Below are 14,950 nucleotides of genomic sequence, written 5' to 3' on the forward strand. Positions count from 1 at the left end.
CTGGAGTTGCTGGGGCCGCCGATGTCCCACTGCCCGCTGTTCCGGGTCCGGTAGGGGCTTCTACCGGCTTATCCCGGCCGTACCAAATCGCGGATTCTCCGGACTCTTCTCCCGGCAGCCGCACGAACCGAGAGGGCTGCCATGCCTGCGCATGCCCCGGGTCGCCAGGCACCCGCCCGCGCGCCGCCGACCGCACGACCGAAGGACTCCCCTTGAGCACCACCCCCGTCGTCTCCGGCCGGGCCCAGGACAGCAGCTACCGGGCTGTCCTGGGCGCCCCGCACGTCGCCCGCCTCCTCTCAGGCACCCTGATCGGACGGCTGCCCACCGGCATGGCCCCGGTCGCGATCCTGTTGCTGGTGCGAGCCGAGCACGGCTCGCTCGCCATGGCCGGACTGCTCGGTGCGCTGTACGGCCTGGCCGCCACGATCGGCCAGCCGATGCTCGGCCGCCTGGTCGACCGCTACGGCCAGACCGTGGTCCTCTACACCGCAGCCCCAGCCGCGAGCGCGGCCTTCCTGCTGTTTCCGTGCACCGACCCGACCCGGCACCCGGTGCTCGGCGCGCTGACCGTCCTGGTGGCCGGCCTCGCGACTCCGCCGCTGGAGGCCGGTCTTCGGGCGCTGTGGCCGCACGTCCTTCCTGACGCTGACCGCCAGCGTGCCGCGCTTGCGCTCGACAGCAGCACTCAGGGTCTGGTGTTCGTGGTCGGCCCACTGCTGGCAACCGGCTTCGCTGCCGGGGCCGGAGCCCCTACTGCACTGGCGGCGACCGCGGCGCTCGGCCTGCTCGGCACCGGCCTGGTGATCACGAGTAAGCCCTCTGCAAGGTGGAGGCCGGCCACCACGCCCGAGCGGGCAGACCGTTTGGGGCCGCTTCGGGTGCCGGGTCTGCGGGTCCTGTTCGCCGCTCTCACCGGGACCGGCATCGCCCTGGGCGCGGTGAACGTGCTCGCCCTCGCCTCCGCCGAGCGCCACCACGCCGGATGGCTGTCCGGAGTGATGCCCGCCGCGCTGTCCGTCGGCAGCATGCTCGGCGGCCTGGCCTACGGTCGCCACGTCTGGCCCGGTGCTCCGGCCCGGCACCTGGTGGCCGCCTCGATCGGCTTCGCCGCCGGGTGGATGGTGCTGCTACCCGACCCAGTGCCCACCGTCGCCGCACTCGGCTCCATCCTGCCCGGCACCTTTCTCGCCCCGCTGCTGACCGCGAGCTTCCTGACCGTCGACCGCCTCGCTCCCGACGGCCAATCGACCGAGGCTTTCGCCTGGCTCATCGCCTGCATCGGCATCGGCCAGGCCGCCGGCACCGGCCTCGCCTCCCTCGCCAGCACCGGCGGACCGCTGCTCGTCGCCCTCGTCCCGCTCGCCGGGGCCTGCGCCGCGCTCTGGCTGCTCCGCCGCTTCAACCACCTGCTCTCCGCCTGACCACCCCCCGCTCCAGCTGAAAGAACCACCATGAACACCAACACCGCCCCCGTAACTCCCCTGCCCACCATGCACGTTGTGTGGGACTGGAACGGCACGGTCAAGGACGACCTCGACGACCACGTCAACGCCCTGAACGCGACGCTGCCCGCCCTCGGCGGCGACCTCGTCGACCGGGAAACCTACCGGGCCAAGCACACCGTGCCGATCCCGAACTTCTACGCCCGGCTACTCGGGCGCGAGATCACCGAGCAGGAGTGGCTGGACAGCGACGGCGCGTTCCTGGAGCACCTTCGCGCACAGCCCGTCCGGGTCAGGGCGGGTGCGGTCGAGCTGATGACGGCGCTACACGAGGCTGGCCACACCCAGTCGCTGCTGTCGCTCTGCCCGCACGACGCCTTGCTGGCCGAAGTGGGCGAGGCCGGGATCGGGCACTTCTTCGACCGCGTCGACGGACGCACCGGTGCGTCCGGAGGCACGAAGGCGGCCCCGCTGGCCGCCCACCTCGACGCTCTCGGCCTCGCCGGCCAGGGCCACCGGGTGCTGCTGGTCGGCGACGCCCTGGACGACGCGGACGCCGCCCACGCCAACGGCGCGCACGTGGTCCTCCACACCGGTGGCCTCCACCACCCCGCCAAGCTCGCCGCCGCCGGGCACCACGTGGCGGACACCCTCGCCGACGCCGTCGCCCTCGGGTCGCAGCTCATCGCCCGAACGGCCCATCTGGCCTGCGTCTAGAACGACTTGGCGGCCGTACCAAACCGCCGAATCCGCGGATCCTCTTCCCACCCACACACCTGGTGCACGCCCGTGACCCGCCACAGAGGACCGTCCTCGCCTTCCTTCGCGCTCCCTTCCCGTCCGAACCACTTGGATGTGCCATGTCCGACGACCCGACGACGGGCTCCACCGAGCCCGAGCCGATCCGCATCCCCGACGAGGACCTCGACGACCTCGCCAGCACCCTCGCTCGAACCATCGCCGAGGTCCGCCAGCACGGCGTCCTCCTCGACCGTCTCGGCGCCGACCCTGTCGGCCCCAGTGGCGAGGAGCCCGAGTCGGAAGCCACCGAGGCCGAAGGCGACGGCCCGGCCTCGGTGTTCATCCTGGCCATGGGCGGCGCGGAGTACGCCGCCGAGCTTGCCGGCCTCGGCAACTGGGTCACCCACGTGCTCCTGCCGACCTACGGCCGGGAGATTAGCTCGACCCGGCCGTGGTGCTCGCGCTGGTACGAGCACCAGGAGGCCGTCGCCCGACTCCACGGGCTCTGGCTCGCGTGGCAGCAGCTCACCGACACCGAGGCCGGCCTCAGCGGCCCGTCGACCTGGCACCGTGACCATCTCGACCACACGCTTCTCCAGCTCCGGGCCCCGGACGGCCCGTTCGGAGCGTGCACCACCAGCCCGGCCCGGCCCAACCACCGTGTCCTGGCGTCGCCCGACCAGCTGGGGCTCGCCGCATGAAGGCCATCGACTTCCGGCTCGACGGCCTGGAGCCCGCCGACGACCTCAGCGCCGACCTCTACGACTGCACCTGGGTGGGCGACTTCAAGACGATCTCCCAGCACGACGCGGGCGAGCGCAGCTTCATCATCGCCTTCGACACCTCGGCGACCTGGGGCTACCCCAACATGCCCAACATCGTCTCCTTCGACATCATTCGTGACAGCAGCCAGGCCGCCTTCGGCATGCGCCGCGCCGAGCACGCCACCTTCGCGTTCGCGCAGAACTGGCTCGTCAACCGCGGCTGCCCGCCGGACGCACTCGCACCGACCATCGATGCCCCCACCCCTGCCGACGATCTCTCGGTCCGGGTCGAGGACCGCATCCGGCGCTCCGGCGAGCACCTTGAGGTCGTCGGCTACCAGGTCATCGACGGATCCGATGTCGAGGGCTGGAGCATCGCCGTCGACCGCCAGGACAAGGACCTGCCCGTCCGGCTGTTCCTGGAGACCCTCCAGCCCGACCAGTTCACCTACACGGTCCGCGAGGGGGCCTTCGCCGACCACGCTGCCGCAGATACCTGGCTGGAGCACCGCTCCACCCCGCTTCCCGAGGCACCCGAGTACCGCCTCGACACAGAAGCCCTGCGGACCAGCGCCGCACTCTCCCGCACCGCTTCGCTCCCCCTGGCGGCCAGCACCAGCCCGGCCTCGCCGGCCACACCCGTCAACTCCCCGCGGTCCTCCCGGAGGTCGCTGTGAGCCGCGCCAAGTTCGCCTTCGCCGCGCACCCCGACGCCATCGCCGACCTGCGCCAACTTCCCGAACCCATACGGGACCAGGCCCTGCTGCACCTCCAGGACATGGTCCACGGCGAGCGCGTCGCCAGCCGCCTCGACGGACGCCTGGAGGGCTGCCACAAGGTCGTCCTCGGGGCTGGTGGCGACTGGGCCACCCACCGCTTGGTCGTGCAGTTCCGCGAGGCACCGCCCACCTCCAAGCACGCCCGCGAGGTCTACCTCGTCGCCGCCGGCCCGCGCCTCGACTACGCGGTCTACCGCTCAGCCCAGAACCGGCTGGGTCGCACCGGTCTCACCGTCGCCCCCGGCATGAACCCGGCCCAGGAGGCCAGCGTCCGGGCGGCGCAGGAGCCGCGGGTCCAGGCGGCCCGTGCGCGCTCTGCGCGCCCCCCGCAGAATCGCGGCCCCGCCGGCACCGCATACACGACCGCCTCGCCCGGCTTCGCCCCCACCACCTCTGCCCGGAAGGCCCGATGATGACCACCAACAGCACGCCCACCCGCTCCGACCTCGCCGGTTGGCTCACCGACGCCGCCCAGGACGTCGCCGGAATCCTCACCGCCGAGTACTCCACCCCGGCCACCCGCTCCTACCTCCACCCGGTCCTCGGGCCGCTCGCCGCCGGGCCCCGCGTAGTCGAAGAACTGAACTTCCGGTTGGAGGACCTGCTCGACGAACCGCTGCCGGCCACCCCCGTCGGCCTGTTCGCCCTCGCCTCCTACGCCTCCGCCCTAGGCTGGCTGACCGAGTCTCTCGCAGAGCTCACCACGGCCGTGGACGCGATCTGCACCCGCGCCGGCATCCCTGCGCTGGAGCCCGGGACGGAGGCCGTCCTCGATCTGAGCGAGGACGAGGAGGGCTTCGACTACTCCTTCAGCGCGCTGGAGCTGGCCGCGATCCGCACCGCTGCCGACGCCGCCGGGATGACGCCCAGCGCCTACGTCGAGGTTCTCGCCGACGCCATGCGGGCCGCCGCCACGATCACCGACGCCTGCATGGAGATCAGCAGTGGCCTGATCGAGGACGCTCAGTACATCGTCGACGAGGCCACCAGCGACGTACGGATCAGCGACGGCCCCGGCAGCCTCCCCACCCTGGTCCGCTCCCTGCTCGCCCGCATGGAGGCGGTCGAGTGAACCCCCACGACCCGCTCAAGAAGCCCGGCGCCCACATCGTCTTCTCGACCGGCTCGGTGCCGAAGACCCCCAGGCCCTGGCCGCAGGGCACCTGCACGAGAGCCCGATCGCCCACCTCGCCCAGATGATCGCCACCACCTCCCGCGACGTCGACGACCTCCACCGCGACCTCACCACCCGTGCCCAGCTCGTGATCGAGCGCCTGGAGCCGATCGCCCGCGGTGACCACGCCGCCATGCGCGGCACCAACGGCGTCATCCAATCCACCGGTTTCCAGGTCGAGTTGCTCGCCGCTCGACGAGGCGCGGCCTATCAGCAGCTCACCCGCGCGATTTACGCCTACGAGCGATGCGCCGAAGCCGGACCACCGTCGACGGCGCCAGAACGGAAGCGAGTGCGGGACAACGCACCCGTCACGCCCGGCCAGTCGCCGGCCAACGGATCGACCGATCTCTGTGCAGCAGCCCGCCCCGACCCGGAGGGCTTCGAGCGGGAGGCGCTGCGGGACGTCGAACGCGGCGACCTCTGTCTCAGCACCAGCCCCGTCCACGGCGACAAGTACATCAACTACACCAACGGCGGCGGTGCACCCGTCCACCTCGAAACGGTGGAGAACCTGATCGTGGCCGGCCTGATCGCCGCCGACACCAGTACTCCCTCGTATCGGCCGGGCCAACGGCTCTCTCTGACGCAGCGAGGCGAGACAGCACTCGAAGCACTCGATGCCGCGCATACCTCCGACCGCCGACGGATGCACGCCGCGCTTCTGCGCAGCGCTGCCGCCGACCCGAGTAGCGGGCCCACGCCGAGCACGGCCCCGGGCGTGCCGGCGGCCCCTCCTGCCCGCACCCGTTGACCTGGAGAAACGATCATGCCCATTCAGCCCGCCACTGCCACCATCCCAGGTGCCGATCCGCAGCGCGTCGAAGGCGCCCTGCGCCAGCTCGCCCCGAAGTGGACCACGGGAATCGTCCACACCATCGCCAAGTACGGCCCGGAGATGCGGGTTCGCGACCTCGCGCGGTACTTCCCGTCGGTCGGTGCGCCGTTCATGAGCAAGCGGCTGGCCACCATGCACGAGGCCGGCCTTCTCCGGCGGGACGCCGAGTTCGACCGGACCGCGCCCTACCGCCTCAGCCAGCGGGCACTCACCCTCGGCCCCGTGTACCGGTCCTTGGTTCAGTGGTCGTCGGAGCACATCGACCGGAGCCCCCAGGGGAGGTCCGACCGGATCGAGGACGCGCTGAGTCGCCTGCAGCCGCGCCACACCACCACGGTCGTCCAACTGCTGGCCGAGCACGGCAGCCTGCGCTTCACCCATCTCGCCGAGGCCGCCGACGTCTACGAGGCGCTGCTCGTTCCCCGGCTCGCCCGGCTCCAGGAGGACGGCCTGGTCACCCGGGCCGGCACCCGGCACGGCGACCCGTACACCCTGACCGAGGCCGGACAGGCACTCGAGCCGGTCTACGCCTCCGTCCAGCGCTGGGAAGAGCGCCACACGGCTGTACCCACTGCTCCCGTGCCGACCGCTGTTCGCACCCTCCCCGCCCCGGCCCTCGGCAGCGACGGCATCCGCACCGCAGCGGCGCTCCGCCGAAGCGCGGTGCCGGCCGCCCTGTTCAGCCACTCCTCCCAGCCACAGCCCCGCACCCCTGCTGCCCCGTCCGCCGCCAGCCCTGCCCGCGGGCGGTGAACGCCGTGATCACCAGACGCAGACTCGCCCACCTCCCCTGCCATGGGCCCGGACGCCGGAGCGCCGAATCGTTCGACGGCCGGGCCCGCTCCCCACCAGTGCAAGGAACCACCGGTGCGCTCCACAGTCCCTCTGCTTGTCCAGCCGCTTCGACTTGCCGGTCCCGGCGACCCTCTGCTCGCCGTCACCGCGCTGGCAGACATCCACGGTTGGTCCCGTGACCACGCGCCTGACGGCGCCGCCCGTCTCACCAGCCCGTGCCGAACCGCCGTACTCACCGGCGAAGGGCCCACCGGCCAGCCCGGGGCCTGGACCCTACGCGGGTACGCCAGTGCCGGCTCCGATCCCCTGTGGCGGGCCAGCTTCGGCACCGGCACCCCCGCCGAGATCACCGCCGCCTTCGCCACCGCCCTCGCCGACGGTCTGCGAACCCGGCACCGCGACTACCTGCGCGGGGGCCGGCACTACCACCCCGACACTCCTGCCTCCGTCCTGGCCGACCGCGGCTGGCGGCCCGACCAGGCTCCCAAGGGCTTCCACGACCAGGTCGCGCCGGACCACACCGCCGTCTACCGGCACCGCGTCGGATACCAGTCCCCCGACGTCGAGGTCTCCGGCCTTGCCCCGCCGTCGTGGAGCATGCTCGCCGGCGATCCGAAACACCCCTCGTGGCGTGCGGACTTCACGATCGGCGTGCCGTTCTACCCCCTCGTGCACGCGGCCCGCGCCTTCAGCGACACGGCGCCCGTGCAGCGGCTCGTCGGCGACATACCGACCCGCCACCTGGCCCTCGTGACCGTACGGCGCCCTTCCCGGACCACCCCCACCCGCCCGATGCCGCCGTCCTGGTCCGGTCCTTCCACACCGCCCGCTTCCCGGCCCGCGCCCGCGGCGCGGCGCCGCTGACCCCTGGGGCCTTCCATGCCGAACCTCACCGCCCCGGCGCGCGAGTACCAGGTCGCGCCGCGCTTCCTCGCCGGCCCCACCCACACCGGCGACCCCGGTCTGATCCCCCTGCTCGACGCGGGCTGGGCCCTGAGCCGCGACGACCTGGGCAACGTCCTCGTCACCACACCCGACCACACCGTCCGCACCGGTTTCCTCCCCGAAGGCGAGCGCGGCGACCTGTGGATGATCAACGCCCACTCCGACGCCTTCGCGCCGCCCACCTGGCAGGTCACCGTCGACCTGTCCGCTCCTACCGAGATCGTCGGCGACTTCACCGCCGCCCTGGCAGCCGCCCACTCCGCCGCACCCAGCTCCGTGCTGCACGGTGACACCGGCGGCTACGACGTGACGGACCGCCTCCTCGACGAGCACGGCTGGCATCTGGAGACCGAGCGGGCGACCGCCGTCTTCCGCTCACCCGACGGGCTCGTGTCACTTCACCGGCGGCTCGGCTACCTGCACCCCGAGGCCGAGATGACCGGCGACGTCGAACGCTGGCTGTTCGAGGTCGGTCCGCCCAGCCACCGCTGGTACGCCACCGCCACCACGAACCTCCCCGACCACCTCCTGGACACGCTCACCACCGCCGTCACCGCCCCGGCCCCGGTCCAGCGGTACCTTCGGAACCACGAGCTGGGGCACCTCCCCTCGCAGGCGACCGCTACGCCGACCGCGGCGAGCCCGCTGGAGGTCGCGCGCATCCGAGCGGCCACCGCCCGCTCCGTCCCCGCACCGAGCGCGAACACCTCGGTGCTCGCCTACACCACCACGACCCGGCCCGCGGCTTTCCCGGTGCCCGCGCTCGCCGGCCGTGCTCGCTGACCCGGTGCGAGGACCCGACATGCCCAACCCGCCCGAGCAGCCTCGCCACTACCGGATTGCCCCGCGCTACCTCGCGAACTCGGACTCCGACGGCTCCGAAGCCGTCCAGCCGCTGCTCGACGCCGGGTGGGCTCGCAGCCGGGATCAGGAGGGGAACACCTTCGTCGCCTCACCGGACTTGCGCGCCCGCCTGGCGCACCTGCCCGAGGGCTACGGCCGGGTGATGTGGAAGATCAGTGCGGGCCCGGACGCCTTTGCGCCGCCGCAGTGGCTGGTCACCTTCGACCACCAGGCCCCGCCCGAGGTCGTCGCGGACTTCACCACTGCGTTCGCCGACGCCTACACCCACGGCCCCAGCGCCTACCTTGACCACGGCGGACGAATCGTCGGCGTCGAGACGTGCCTGGGGCTCCTCGCCGACGAGTGGAGCTTGGACCCGACCACCCCGTTCCTCACCTACCGGTCGCCGGACCGCTTCGTCCGGCTCCACGTCCGGGACAAGCCCCTGGAGCACGGCGCCGAGATGACCGGCGCCACCGAACGGTGGCTGTTCGAGGCCGGGGCGCCCGGCCAGGTCTGGTACGCCACGGCCTCCTCCCGCCTGCCCGAGCACCTCCTCCAGGCGCTGACCACCGCCGTCAGCGACCCGGCGCCGGTCCACCGGTCCATGCGGCGCATCGACCTGGAGCACCTCGCCGCCGGGGCCTCCGCCACGCCGGCCGCACCGACCTCGCTGGAGTTCGCGCGCATCAGCGCAGCCACCTCCCGCTCGACCTCCGCCTCCTCCACCAGCCGGACCCCACCGACCCCGGCGCCCGCTCCCGTCGGTGCGGGCACCGCCGCAACGCCCCGAAGGAGCCGACCTTGAGCAAGCCCTTGCACGGCCAACCCCTCAGCCCCGCCGAGGCCACCCTCCTGCGCTACCTCACGGAGGGCTACACCATCGCCGAAGTCGCTCGGCGCCAGGGAACCCACGCCGCGACCCTTCACAGCCGCGCCGCCAGAGCCCGCCGGAAGCTGGGCGCCCGTACCAACGACCACGCCGTCCAGCTCCACGCCGCACAGCAGGCCGCCCAGGCCGCCACCTCACTCGCTCCCACCGAGCAGGCCCCACTGGAGAACACCGTGTCCGACCCGACCGCCCTCGACCATGCCGATGCCCTGATCGAGAAAGCCTGGGCCCGGCCGATCGCCGAACTGGAGAAGGCATCGGTCCGCCAGCCCGTCGAGGACCCCCTGCTCCGAGCCGTCATGCACACCAGGAGCCACCTTGCCGTGGTCTCCAACTCCGCCGCCGTGCACCAGGACCGCCTCCACGCGCTCACGCGGCCCGGCCACGTGCCAGCCTTCTACGACCTCGACCGGATCACCTCTGCGGCCAGCTCGCTGCGGACCGCGTACGCCGAGAGCAACACCGCCCTGAGTGCGATCATCCACCTCGTCGAAGCCCGCGAGTACGCGCTCAAGGCCGACGGTGGCCCGGACGCCGAGCGGGTCCGGGCCGCGACCGCCCGCACCGCGCCCTCCCGGCCGCTGGGACTGCCCGCCGACCGGCCCGCCCCGCAGGCACCCGCCGCTCGTGCGCCGGCTCCCGCGGCTCACCGTTAGGGCCTGTGTGATGTTGTGATCAGTTGAGCGGTCGTACGAGGTCGTCTATCCAGATCATCGAGGCGCGGAGGTGAAGTCCTGCGAGGTAGCTCTCGGGCGTCTTGTCGAAGCGGGTGGCGATGCCCCGCCAGGCCTTCAGCTTGTTGATCAGGCGCTCGACGGTGTTGCGCTCTTTGTAGAGTTCGGTGTCGTGGTCGACGGGTCGCCCACCCCTGCTGCCCTTCCGTTTCCGGCTGGCAGCCTGGTCCTTCTTCTCCGGGATGACGGCCTTGATCCCGCGTTTGCGCAGGTAGGTGCGGTTGGCGCGGGACGAGTAGGCCTTGTCCGCGGCGACCGCGCCGGGCCGGGTGCGGGGTCGTCCGACGGGTTTCATCGTCATGGAGCTCGCCCCGGGCCGGACCCTCGACCGAGTTCTGGCCTCCGACGAACCGCCCTCCCCCGCCCGCGCCGTGGACTGGTCCCGGCAGGTCTGCGCCGCCCTCGCCTTCGCCCACGAACACGGCATCGTCCACCGGGACATCAAGCCGGCGAACGTGATCCTCACCCCGGACGGAACGGTCAAGGTTCTGGACTTCGGCATCGCCTGGTTCCACCCGGCCCTCGGCCTGGAACAGTTGAGCCGGACCGACAGCGTCCTGGGCAGCGCCCCCTGGATGAGTCCCGAGCAGGCCCACGGCCAGGGTTTCGGCCCCGCCTCCGACCTGTACTCCCTGGGCTGCCTCCTGCACCACCTGCTCACCGGCGCCCCGCCCTTCGCCGGCCGCGAGCTCCTCGCCCAGCTCGTCGCCCACGCCTCGGAGATCCCAGAACCGCCATCCCGGAGCCGGCCGGGCCTCCCACCCGAGCTCGACGCCCTGGTCGCCGAACTGCTCGCCAAGGACCCGGAACAGCGCCCCGCCTCGGCGACAGAGACGGCGGCCCGGCTCGGGGCGGTGGCCGCACTCCTCGGGGCGCAGCCCACCGCTGGTCCGGCACCACGACCCTCGCCGCCGCCACGGCCACCCCTCCCACCGGTCGGCGCCGCACCGGCCGGCGCCGAACCAGCCGAACCCGGCAGCCCGCCCAGATCAGCCGCGCCGGCCGACGACCGGAAGGTAAGCCGACGCTCGGTACTGCTCGGCGTGGGCGTCGTCGTCGTGACGGGTGGCGCCACCGCCGCGCTCGTCCCCCAGTTCCTGGACGGCGGCAAGGGCTCGGGCAGCGGCGGTGGGGCGACGACGGCAGCCTCCCCCGGGGCGACCGCCCAACCGGTCCGACCGCGTTGGACGGTGCCCGGCAACGACGTGCCGTCCGGCCAGGTGGGCCCCCTGCTCATGACGAACGCCGGCCCCCAGGACGCGCGCTCCGGCAAGGTCGTGTGGCCGTATCCGGGCCAGGCCACTCCGATCCACGATGCTCTGCGCCTCTCCTCGGACTCGATCCTGGTCCTCGACGGTGACACGGTGCAGTGCCTGGACATCGTCACCGGCAAGGCGCGCTGGTCGCGGGAGCTGAGGATTGACAGCGGCGAGGTGAGCGACGGCGCTCACCACATCGTCGTTGCGGACAACGCCCTGTACGTCGGCATCGGCAAGCACGTCTGGTGCCTCGACCCCACCAACGGCACGGTGGTGTGGACATACGTCATCCGCAGAGACCTGGCCGAGTTGATGGGCCTCGGCCTGGCCGGCGGCGCGATCCTTGTCAATGACGACGGGAAGAGCTGGCTCGCCATCTCCCCGGACACCGGGCATGACCTGTGGAACCACCAACCAGCGAACAGCAGTGAGGACCAGGAGCTTGCCGGCTCCACCGACGACCGGATCTACTTCAAGGGCACCAAGGAGCTGCATACCGTCGCCGCCGCTGACGGCAAGGTCCTCGGGCCGCTCCAGGCCGGCGGTCAGGTCGTCCCCGAGTATGGCCTGGTCGCCGGTCAGGCCCCTGCGGACACCTACACCTCAAGCGCCTGGAACCTGACCGACGGTCGCCGGCTGTGGGGCATCTCCGGCACGCGGGTGATGCGCCGGTGGGACACCGCCCTGCAACTCCGGTACAACACCCTCAACCCCGGCAACCGGATTGTCGACATCCGCAACGGCACCACCCTCTGGGACGCGCCAGACCTGCGGGACGTCATGCCTGAGAACTGGAAGGCCACCGCCCGCCCCGGCCCTCCCTGGTGCTTTTCCCCACTCGGCTCGGACTCCGACCTCGTCCTGGTCGACCCGGTGAGCGGCCGGCGCAGCCGCCCGGTCCGGTTCCCGCAGCGCATGGTCCGCTGGGCCCAGGTCCTCGGTGACGCCGTGTACGTCATGTGCGACGACGGGCAGAAGGTCGGCGACTCTCTGGTGAACCCGGCGGTCTACGCGATCGACCGCCCGGACAGCCAGTAAACGACGCCACCGCTCACCGTGCCCTTCCCCTCCAACGACCTGGATGGGACGGCTGCACCGCTGTTATTCAACCCCGTGCTTGCCGCCTGCCAACAGTCTGATCCGTCACCGACGGTCACTGGCGACGGACGGCACCTCGCAAAGTAACGCTCGGAACGTGTGACTCAGCACGCTACTTGTCGCTAACCGCACTACTCGACGTGCGGTTCTCCGGGCGGGTCAGCATGACAACTGTCGCCGATTCGGCGAGGTATCTGTCGGCTGGTGATCGTTTGGCAAGCAAGTTGTCGCCAACTCCGAAGAAGTCGCCAGCCAACGCGAGCTGACTACTTCGATGGCGGGGTGGATACGTCACGCAGGACTTTCCCGGCACCGCCGACGACTCGCGGCTCTACGTACACGGGGCCGCTGTGGTCCCATCTGTGCAGGTGGGAAGACCTGCTGGTTGCCGTCAGCACGACGGCGGGGCGCCAGGGGCTTGCCCTCGGCGAGGGATGGACGCGCCGTTGGACGGTGACATGGCGTCACCGAGGCGGTGAGGTGACCGGCCCGGTGGCCGCCCTGGGGCCAACTCCCTGGGTGGGCAGTGTCCCCATGCGCGGCTTCACCTGGCGGCGTGATCAGCGGCATCGGCCGGGGCTGGAGTACATGGTCAGCACGGGGCGGCTGCACGGCTTCGAGAGTCTGGAGGAGGACTGGCTGCTGCGGGCGCTCGATTTCTGCGGCCGCGTGCAGATTCTGCTCTCGCAGCCGTTCCGGATGCGCTTCGAGGCGAACGGGCGTTGGCGGCGGCACACCCCGGACTACCTCGTGGTCTCCGACGACGGGGTCTTCGTCGTCGACGTACGTCCGGCAGGACTGATCAAGTCCGAGGACGAGGAATCCTTTGCCGCCGCTCACGAGCTCTCTCTGGTCTGCGGCTGGCGCTACGTTGTCGCGGCCGGCTGGTCGCCGCACATCCAGGCATCGCTGGACGCGATGTACGCGCGGCGGCGCCCGATGAGCGACCTCTTGAATCTGCGTCCTGGGCTACTCGCGGCAGCTGAGCAGGGTGTGACCTTCCGCGAGGCCGCGATGGCCTGCCAGTTCTGGCCGGTCGCGCGGGCCCAGCTGCTGAACCTGTTGTGGCAACGGCGACTTGGCGTGGATCTGTCCGAGCCCTTGACCGACGCGTCGAGGCTGATGCCGGCGGAGGTGTCATGAGCGCGGGCGCCTTGGATCTGGCTCCGGGGGCAGCACTGGTCCTCGACGCGAGCGAGTGGCTGGTCGAGCGGCAGGAACCCCATCTCGGCCGAGTGCACCTGATGAACCGGGCCGGTGTCCGGCAGTGCGTCAGCTTCAGATTCCTGCTGAACCATCCGCAGTGCCGCAGCTCGTCGCTCACCTCCTCGTCCGGCGCGAACCGGGGACGGCAGGAGATGACGTTGAAGGACCTGAAGCCGGAGAAGGTCCCGCTGGTGCAGTTGCGGTTCGAGCACCTGATGGAGGTCTTCTGCGGCTTCCGCAGCGGCGACCCGTTGCACCCGCGGCCAGGTGAGCCTCGCCCGGAGTACCACCCTGACCGCACGACCGTGTCCGAGCGACGCCAGGCTAAAGTGGCCGAGCTGGAGGCCATGGACCCGGCCGCCGCGAAGCTGCTGGCGCTGGACCGGGTCGGCGTCAGGACCTTGGAGCGTTGGGAGCGTAAACGGCGCCGCTTCGGGGTGATCGGCTGCGCGGACGACCGATGGCTGCGCGAGAGCGGCAGGCACCCCAGCATCTCAGAGGAGATCCGGGAAGCGATCCTGGCCGTTCGGGAGGAGACCCGGCTTCACCGTTCCAGGGTGGACGCCCGCACCCGGGAGACGATGATCCACCGCTACGTCCGCGAGACGTTCCCCGGCCAGGAGATCAAGGTCCCCAGCTACGACACGCTCAGGCGAGTCTGGCACGAGTGGTTCGGTCCTGGCCGTGGTCGGCAGCGCTACGAACGCTCCGCGTCGCTGCCCGAGAAGGACGGGCACGTGCTGGTCACCAGGCCGGGCCAGGTGGTCGCGCTGGACACGACGATCTTGCCGGTGATGGTCCGTGAGGGGGTCTTCGGTGACCCGGTCCGCGTCCACCTGACGCTGGCGCTGGACGTCTACACCCACTCCATCTGTGCTTTCCGGCTCACGCTGGTGTCGGACACATCGGTCGACGTCGCGATGGTGCTGCGGGACGTGATGCTCCCGCTGCCCATGCGGGCCGACTGGGACGGCGAGATGGAGTGGCCCTACCCGGGACTGCCGGCTGCGGTCGTGGCGGAGTTCGTCGGCCACCGGGTCGCGGCCCTGCCCTTCTTCGCGCCGGAGACGGTGACCACCGACCACGGCAGCGTCTACCGCAACCACCACCTGGTCGAGGTCCAGGAGGTGATCGGCTGCCGGGTGCTTCCGGCACGGGTGCTGCGGCCCCAGGACAAGCAGGCGGTCGAACGGGTCTTCGGCAGCATCCGGTCGCTGCTGTTCGAGCACCTTCCTGGCTACACCGGCATCGACACCGCCGACCGCGGTGCGGAACCGGAGCGGGACGGCACCTTGACCATCGACGCGATGGAACACGTGATCGCGACCTGGGTCGTCAAGGTCTTTACCGACCGTGATTTGTGCTGTTCGTGATGTCCGTTCGAGTCTGTGGCGTGGACGTCATGGGCTCGTTTACCGACTGGGTTCAGGACGTTCG

15 protein-coding genes and 1 pseudogene are annotated in these 14,950 nt (G+C 71.4%); 15 read left to right on the plus strand and 1 reads right to left on the minus strand.

Going from position 1 to position 14,950, the window contains the following annotated elements:
- Window positions 1–212 precede the first annotated feature (212 nt).
- The 12 genes from AB0J08_RS29290 (at window position 213) to AB0J08_RS29345 (ending at window position 9,872) form a co-directional block, all read left to right on the plus strand.
- Window positions 213–1,424, plus strand: coding sequence for an MFS transporter (locus AB0J08_RS29290; RefSeq protein ID WP_360640767.1), 1,212 nt, complete (start codon window positions 213–215; stop codon window positions 1,422–1,424).
- A gap of 30 nt (window positions 1,425–1,454) precedes the next feature.
- A complete protein-coding gene (locus AB0J08_RS29295) occupies window positions 1,455–2,162 on the plus strand; it encodes an HAD family hydrolase (protein ID WP_360640769.1) in 708 nt (235 codons plus the stop codon).
- 143 nt (window positions 2,163–2,305) lie between these two features.
- Entirely contained in the window at window positions 2,306–2,887 is a 582-nt protein-coding gene (locus AB0J08_RS29300; RefSeq protein ID WP_360640771.1) for a DUF4913 domain-containing protein, read from the plus strand.
- Complete coding sequence (locus AB0J08_RS29305; protein WP_360640773.1) at window positions 2,884–3,627, plus strand: glycosyl hydrolase; 744 nt, start codon at window positions 2,884–2,886, stop codon at window positions 3,625–3,627. Before AB0J08_RS29300 ends, AB0J08_RS29305 begins: the two co-directional genes overlap by 4 nt.
- Window positions 3,624–4,142, plus strand: a complete 519-nt coding sequence (locus tag AB0J08_RS29310; RefSeq protein WP_360640775.1) for a hypothetical protein — start codon at window positions 3,624–3,626, stop codon at window positions 4,140–4,142. Before AB0J08_RS29305 ends, AB0J08_RS29310 begins: the two co-directional genes overlap by 4 nt.
- Entirely contained in the window at window positions 4,142–4,801 is a 660-nt protein-coding gene (locus AB0J08_RS29315) for a hypothetical protein (protein WP_360640796.1), read from the plus strand. The genes AB0J08_RS29310 and AB0J08_RS29315 overlap by 1 nt, the downstream gene beginning before the upstream one ends.
- Before the next feature lie 124 nt (window positions 4,802–4,925).
- On the plus strand, window positions 4,926–5,657 hold the full coding sequence (locus AB0J08_RS29320) for a hypothetical protein (RefSeq protein WP_360640777.1): 732 nt from the start codon (window positions 4,926–4,928) through the stop codon (window positions 5,655–5,657).
- 15 nt (window positions 5,658–5,672) lie between these two features.
- Window positions 5,673–6,494 carry a winged helix-turn-helix transcriptional regulator gene (locus tag AB0J08_RS29325; protein ID WP_360640779.1) on the plus strand — a complete coding sequence of 274 codons (822 nt, stop codon included), beginning with the start codon at window positions 5,673–5,675 and terminating at the stop codon, window positions 6,492–6,494.
- Window positions 6,495–6,608: 114 nt separating this feature from the next.
- Complete coding sequence (locus AB0J08_RS29330) at window positions 6,609–7,400, plus strand: DUF317 domain-containing protein (RefSeq protein WP_360640781.1); 792 nt, start codon at window positions 6,609–6,611, stop codon at window positions 7,398–7,400.
- Window positions 7,401–7,415: 15 nt separating this feature from the next.
- On the plus strand, window positions 7,416–8,264 hold the full coding sequence (locus tag AB0J08_RS29335) for a DUF317 domain-containing protein (protein WP_360640784.1): 849 nt from the start codon (window positions 7,416–7,418) through the stop codon (window positions 8,262–8,264).
- A 19-nt stretch (window positions 8,265–8,283) separates the two neighbouring features.
- Entirely contained in the window at window positions 8,284–9,132 is an 849-nt protein-coding gene (locus AB0J08_RS29340) for a DUF317 domain-containing protein (protein WP_360640786.1), read from the plus strand.
- The gene (locus AB0J08_RS29345) at window positions 9,129–9,872 is read left to right on the plus strand and encodes a LuxR C-terminal-related transcriptional regulator (RefSeq protein WP_360640788.1); all 744 of its coding nucleotides are present in this window, start codon (window positions 9,129–9,131) and stop codon (window positions 9,870–9,872) included. Before AB0J08_RS29340 ends, AB0J08_RS29345 begins: the two co-directional genes overlap by 4 nt.
- Before the next feature lie 19 nt (window positions 9,873–9,891).
- On the opposite strand, the pseudogene AB0J08_RS29350 reads toward AB0J08_RS29345, so the two are convergent.
- Window positions 9,892–10,233, minus strand: a pseudogene (locus AB0J08_RS29350) (transposase); the annotation flags it as partial.
- Window positions 10,234–10,249: 16 nt separating this feature from the next.
- Between AB0J08_RS29350 and AB0J08_RS29355 the strand changes: the two are divergent.
- The 3 genes from AB0J08_RS29355 (at window position 10,250) to AB0J08_RS29365 (ending at window position 14,886) form a co-directional block, all read left to right on the plus strand.
- Window positions 10,250–12,247 carry a protein kinase gene (locus AB0J08_RS29355; RefSeq protein WP_360640790.1) on the plus strand — a complete coding sequence of 666 codons (1,998 nt, stop codon included), beginning with the start codon at window positions 10,250–10,252 and terminating at the stop codon, window positions 12,245–12,247.
- A 441-nt stretch (window positions 12,248–12,688) separates the two neighbouring features.
- The gene (locus tag AB0J08_RS29360) at window positions 12,689–13,450 is read left to right on the plus strand and encodes a TnsA-like heteromeric transposase endonuclease subunit (RefSeq protein WP_360640798.1); all 762 of its coding nucleotides are present in this window, start codon (window positions 12,689–12,691) and stop codon (window positions 13,448–13,450) included.
- The gene (locus AB0J08_RS29365; RefSeq protein ID WP_360640792.1) at window positions 13,447–14,886 is read left to right on the plus strand and encodes a hypothetical protein; all 1,440 of its coding nucleotides are present in this window, start codon (window positions 13,447–13,449) and stop codon (window positions 14,884–14,886) included. Before AB0J08_RS29360 ends, AB0J08_RS29365 begins: the two co-directional genes overlap by 4 nt.
- Window positions 14,887–14,950: the final 64 nt, after the last annotated feature.

Source organism: Kitasatospora sp. NPDC050463 (assembly GCF_040655255.1).
GTDB lineage: Bacteria > Actinomycetota > Actinomycetes > Streptomycetales > Streptomycetaceae > Kitasatospora.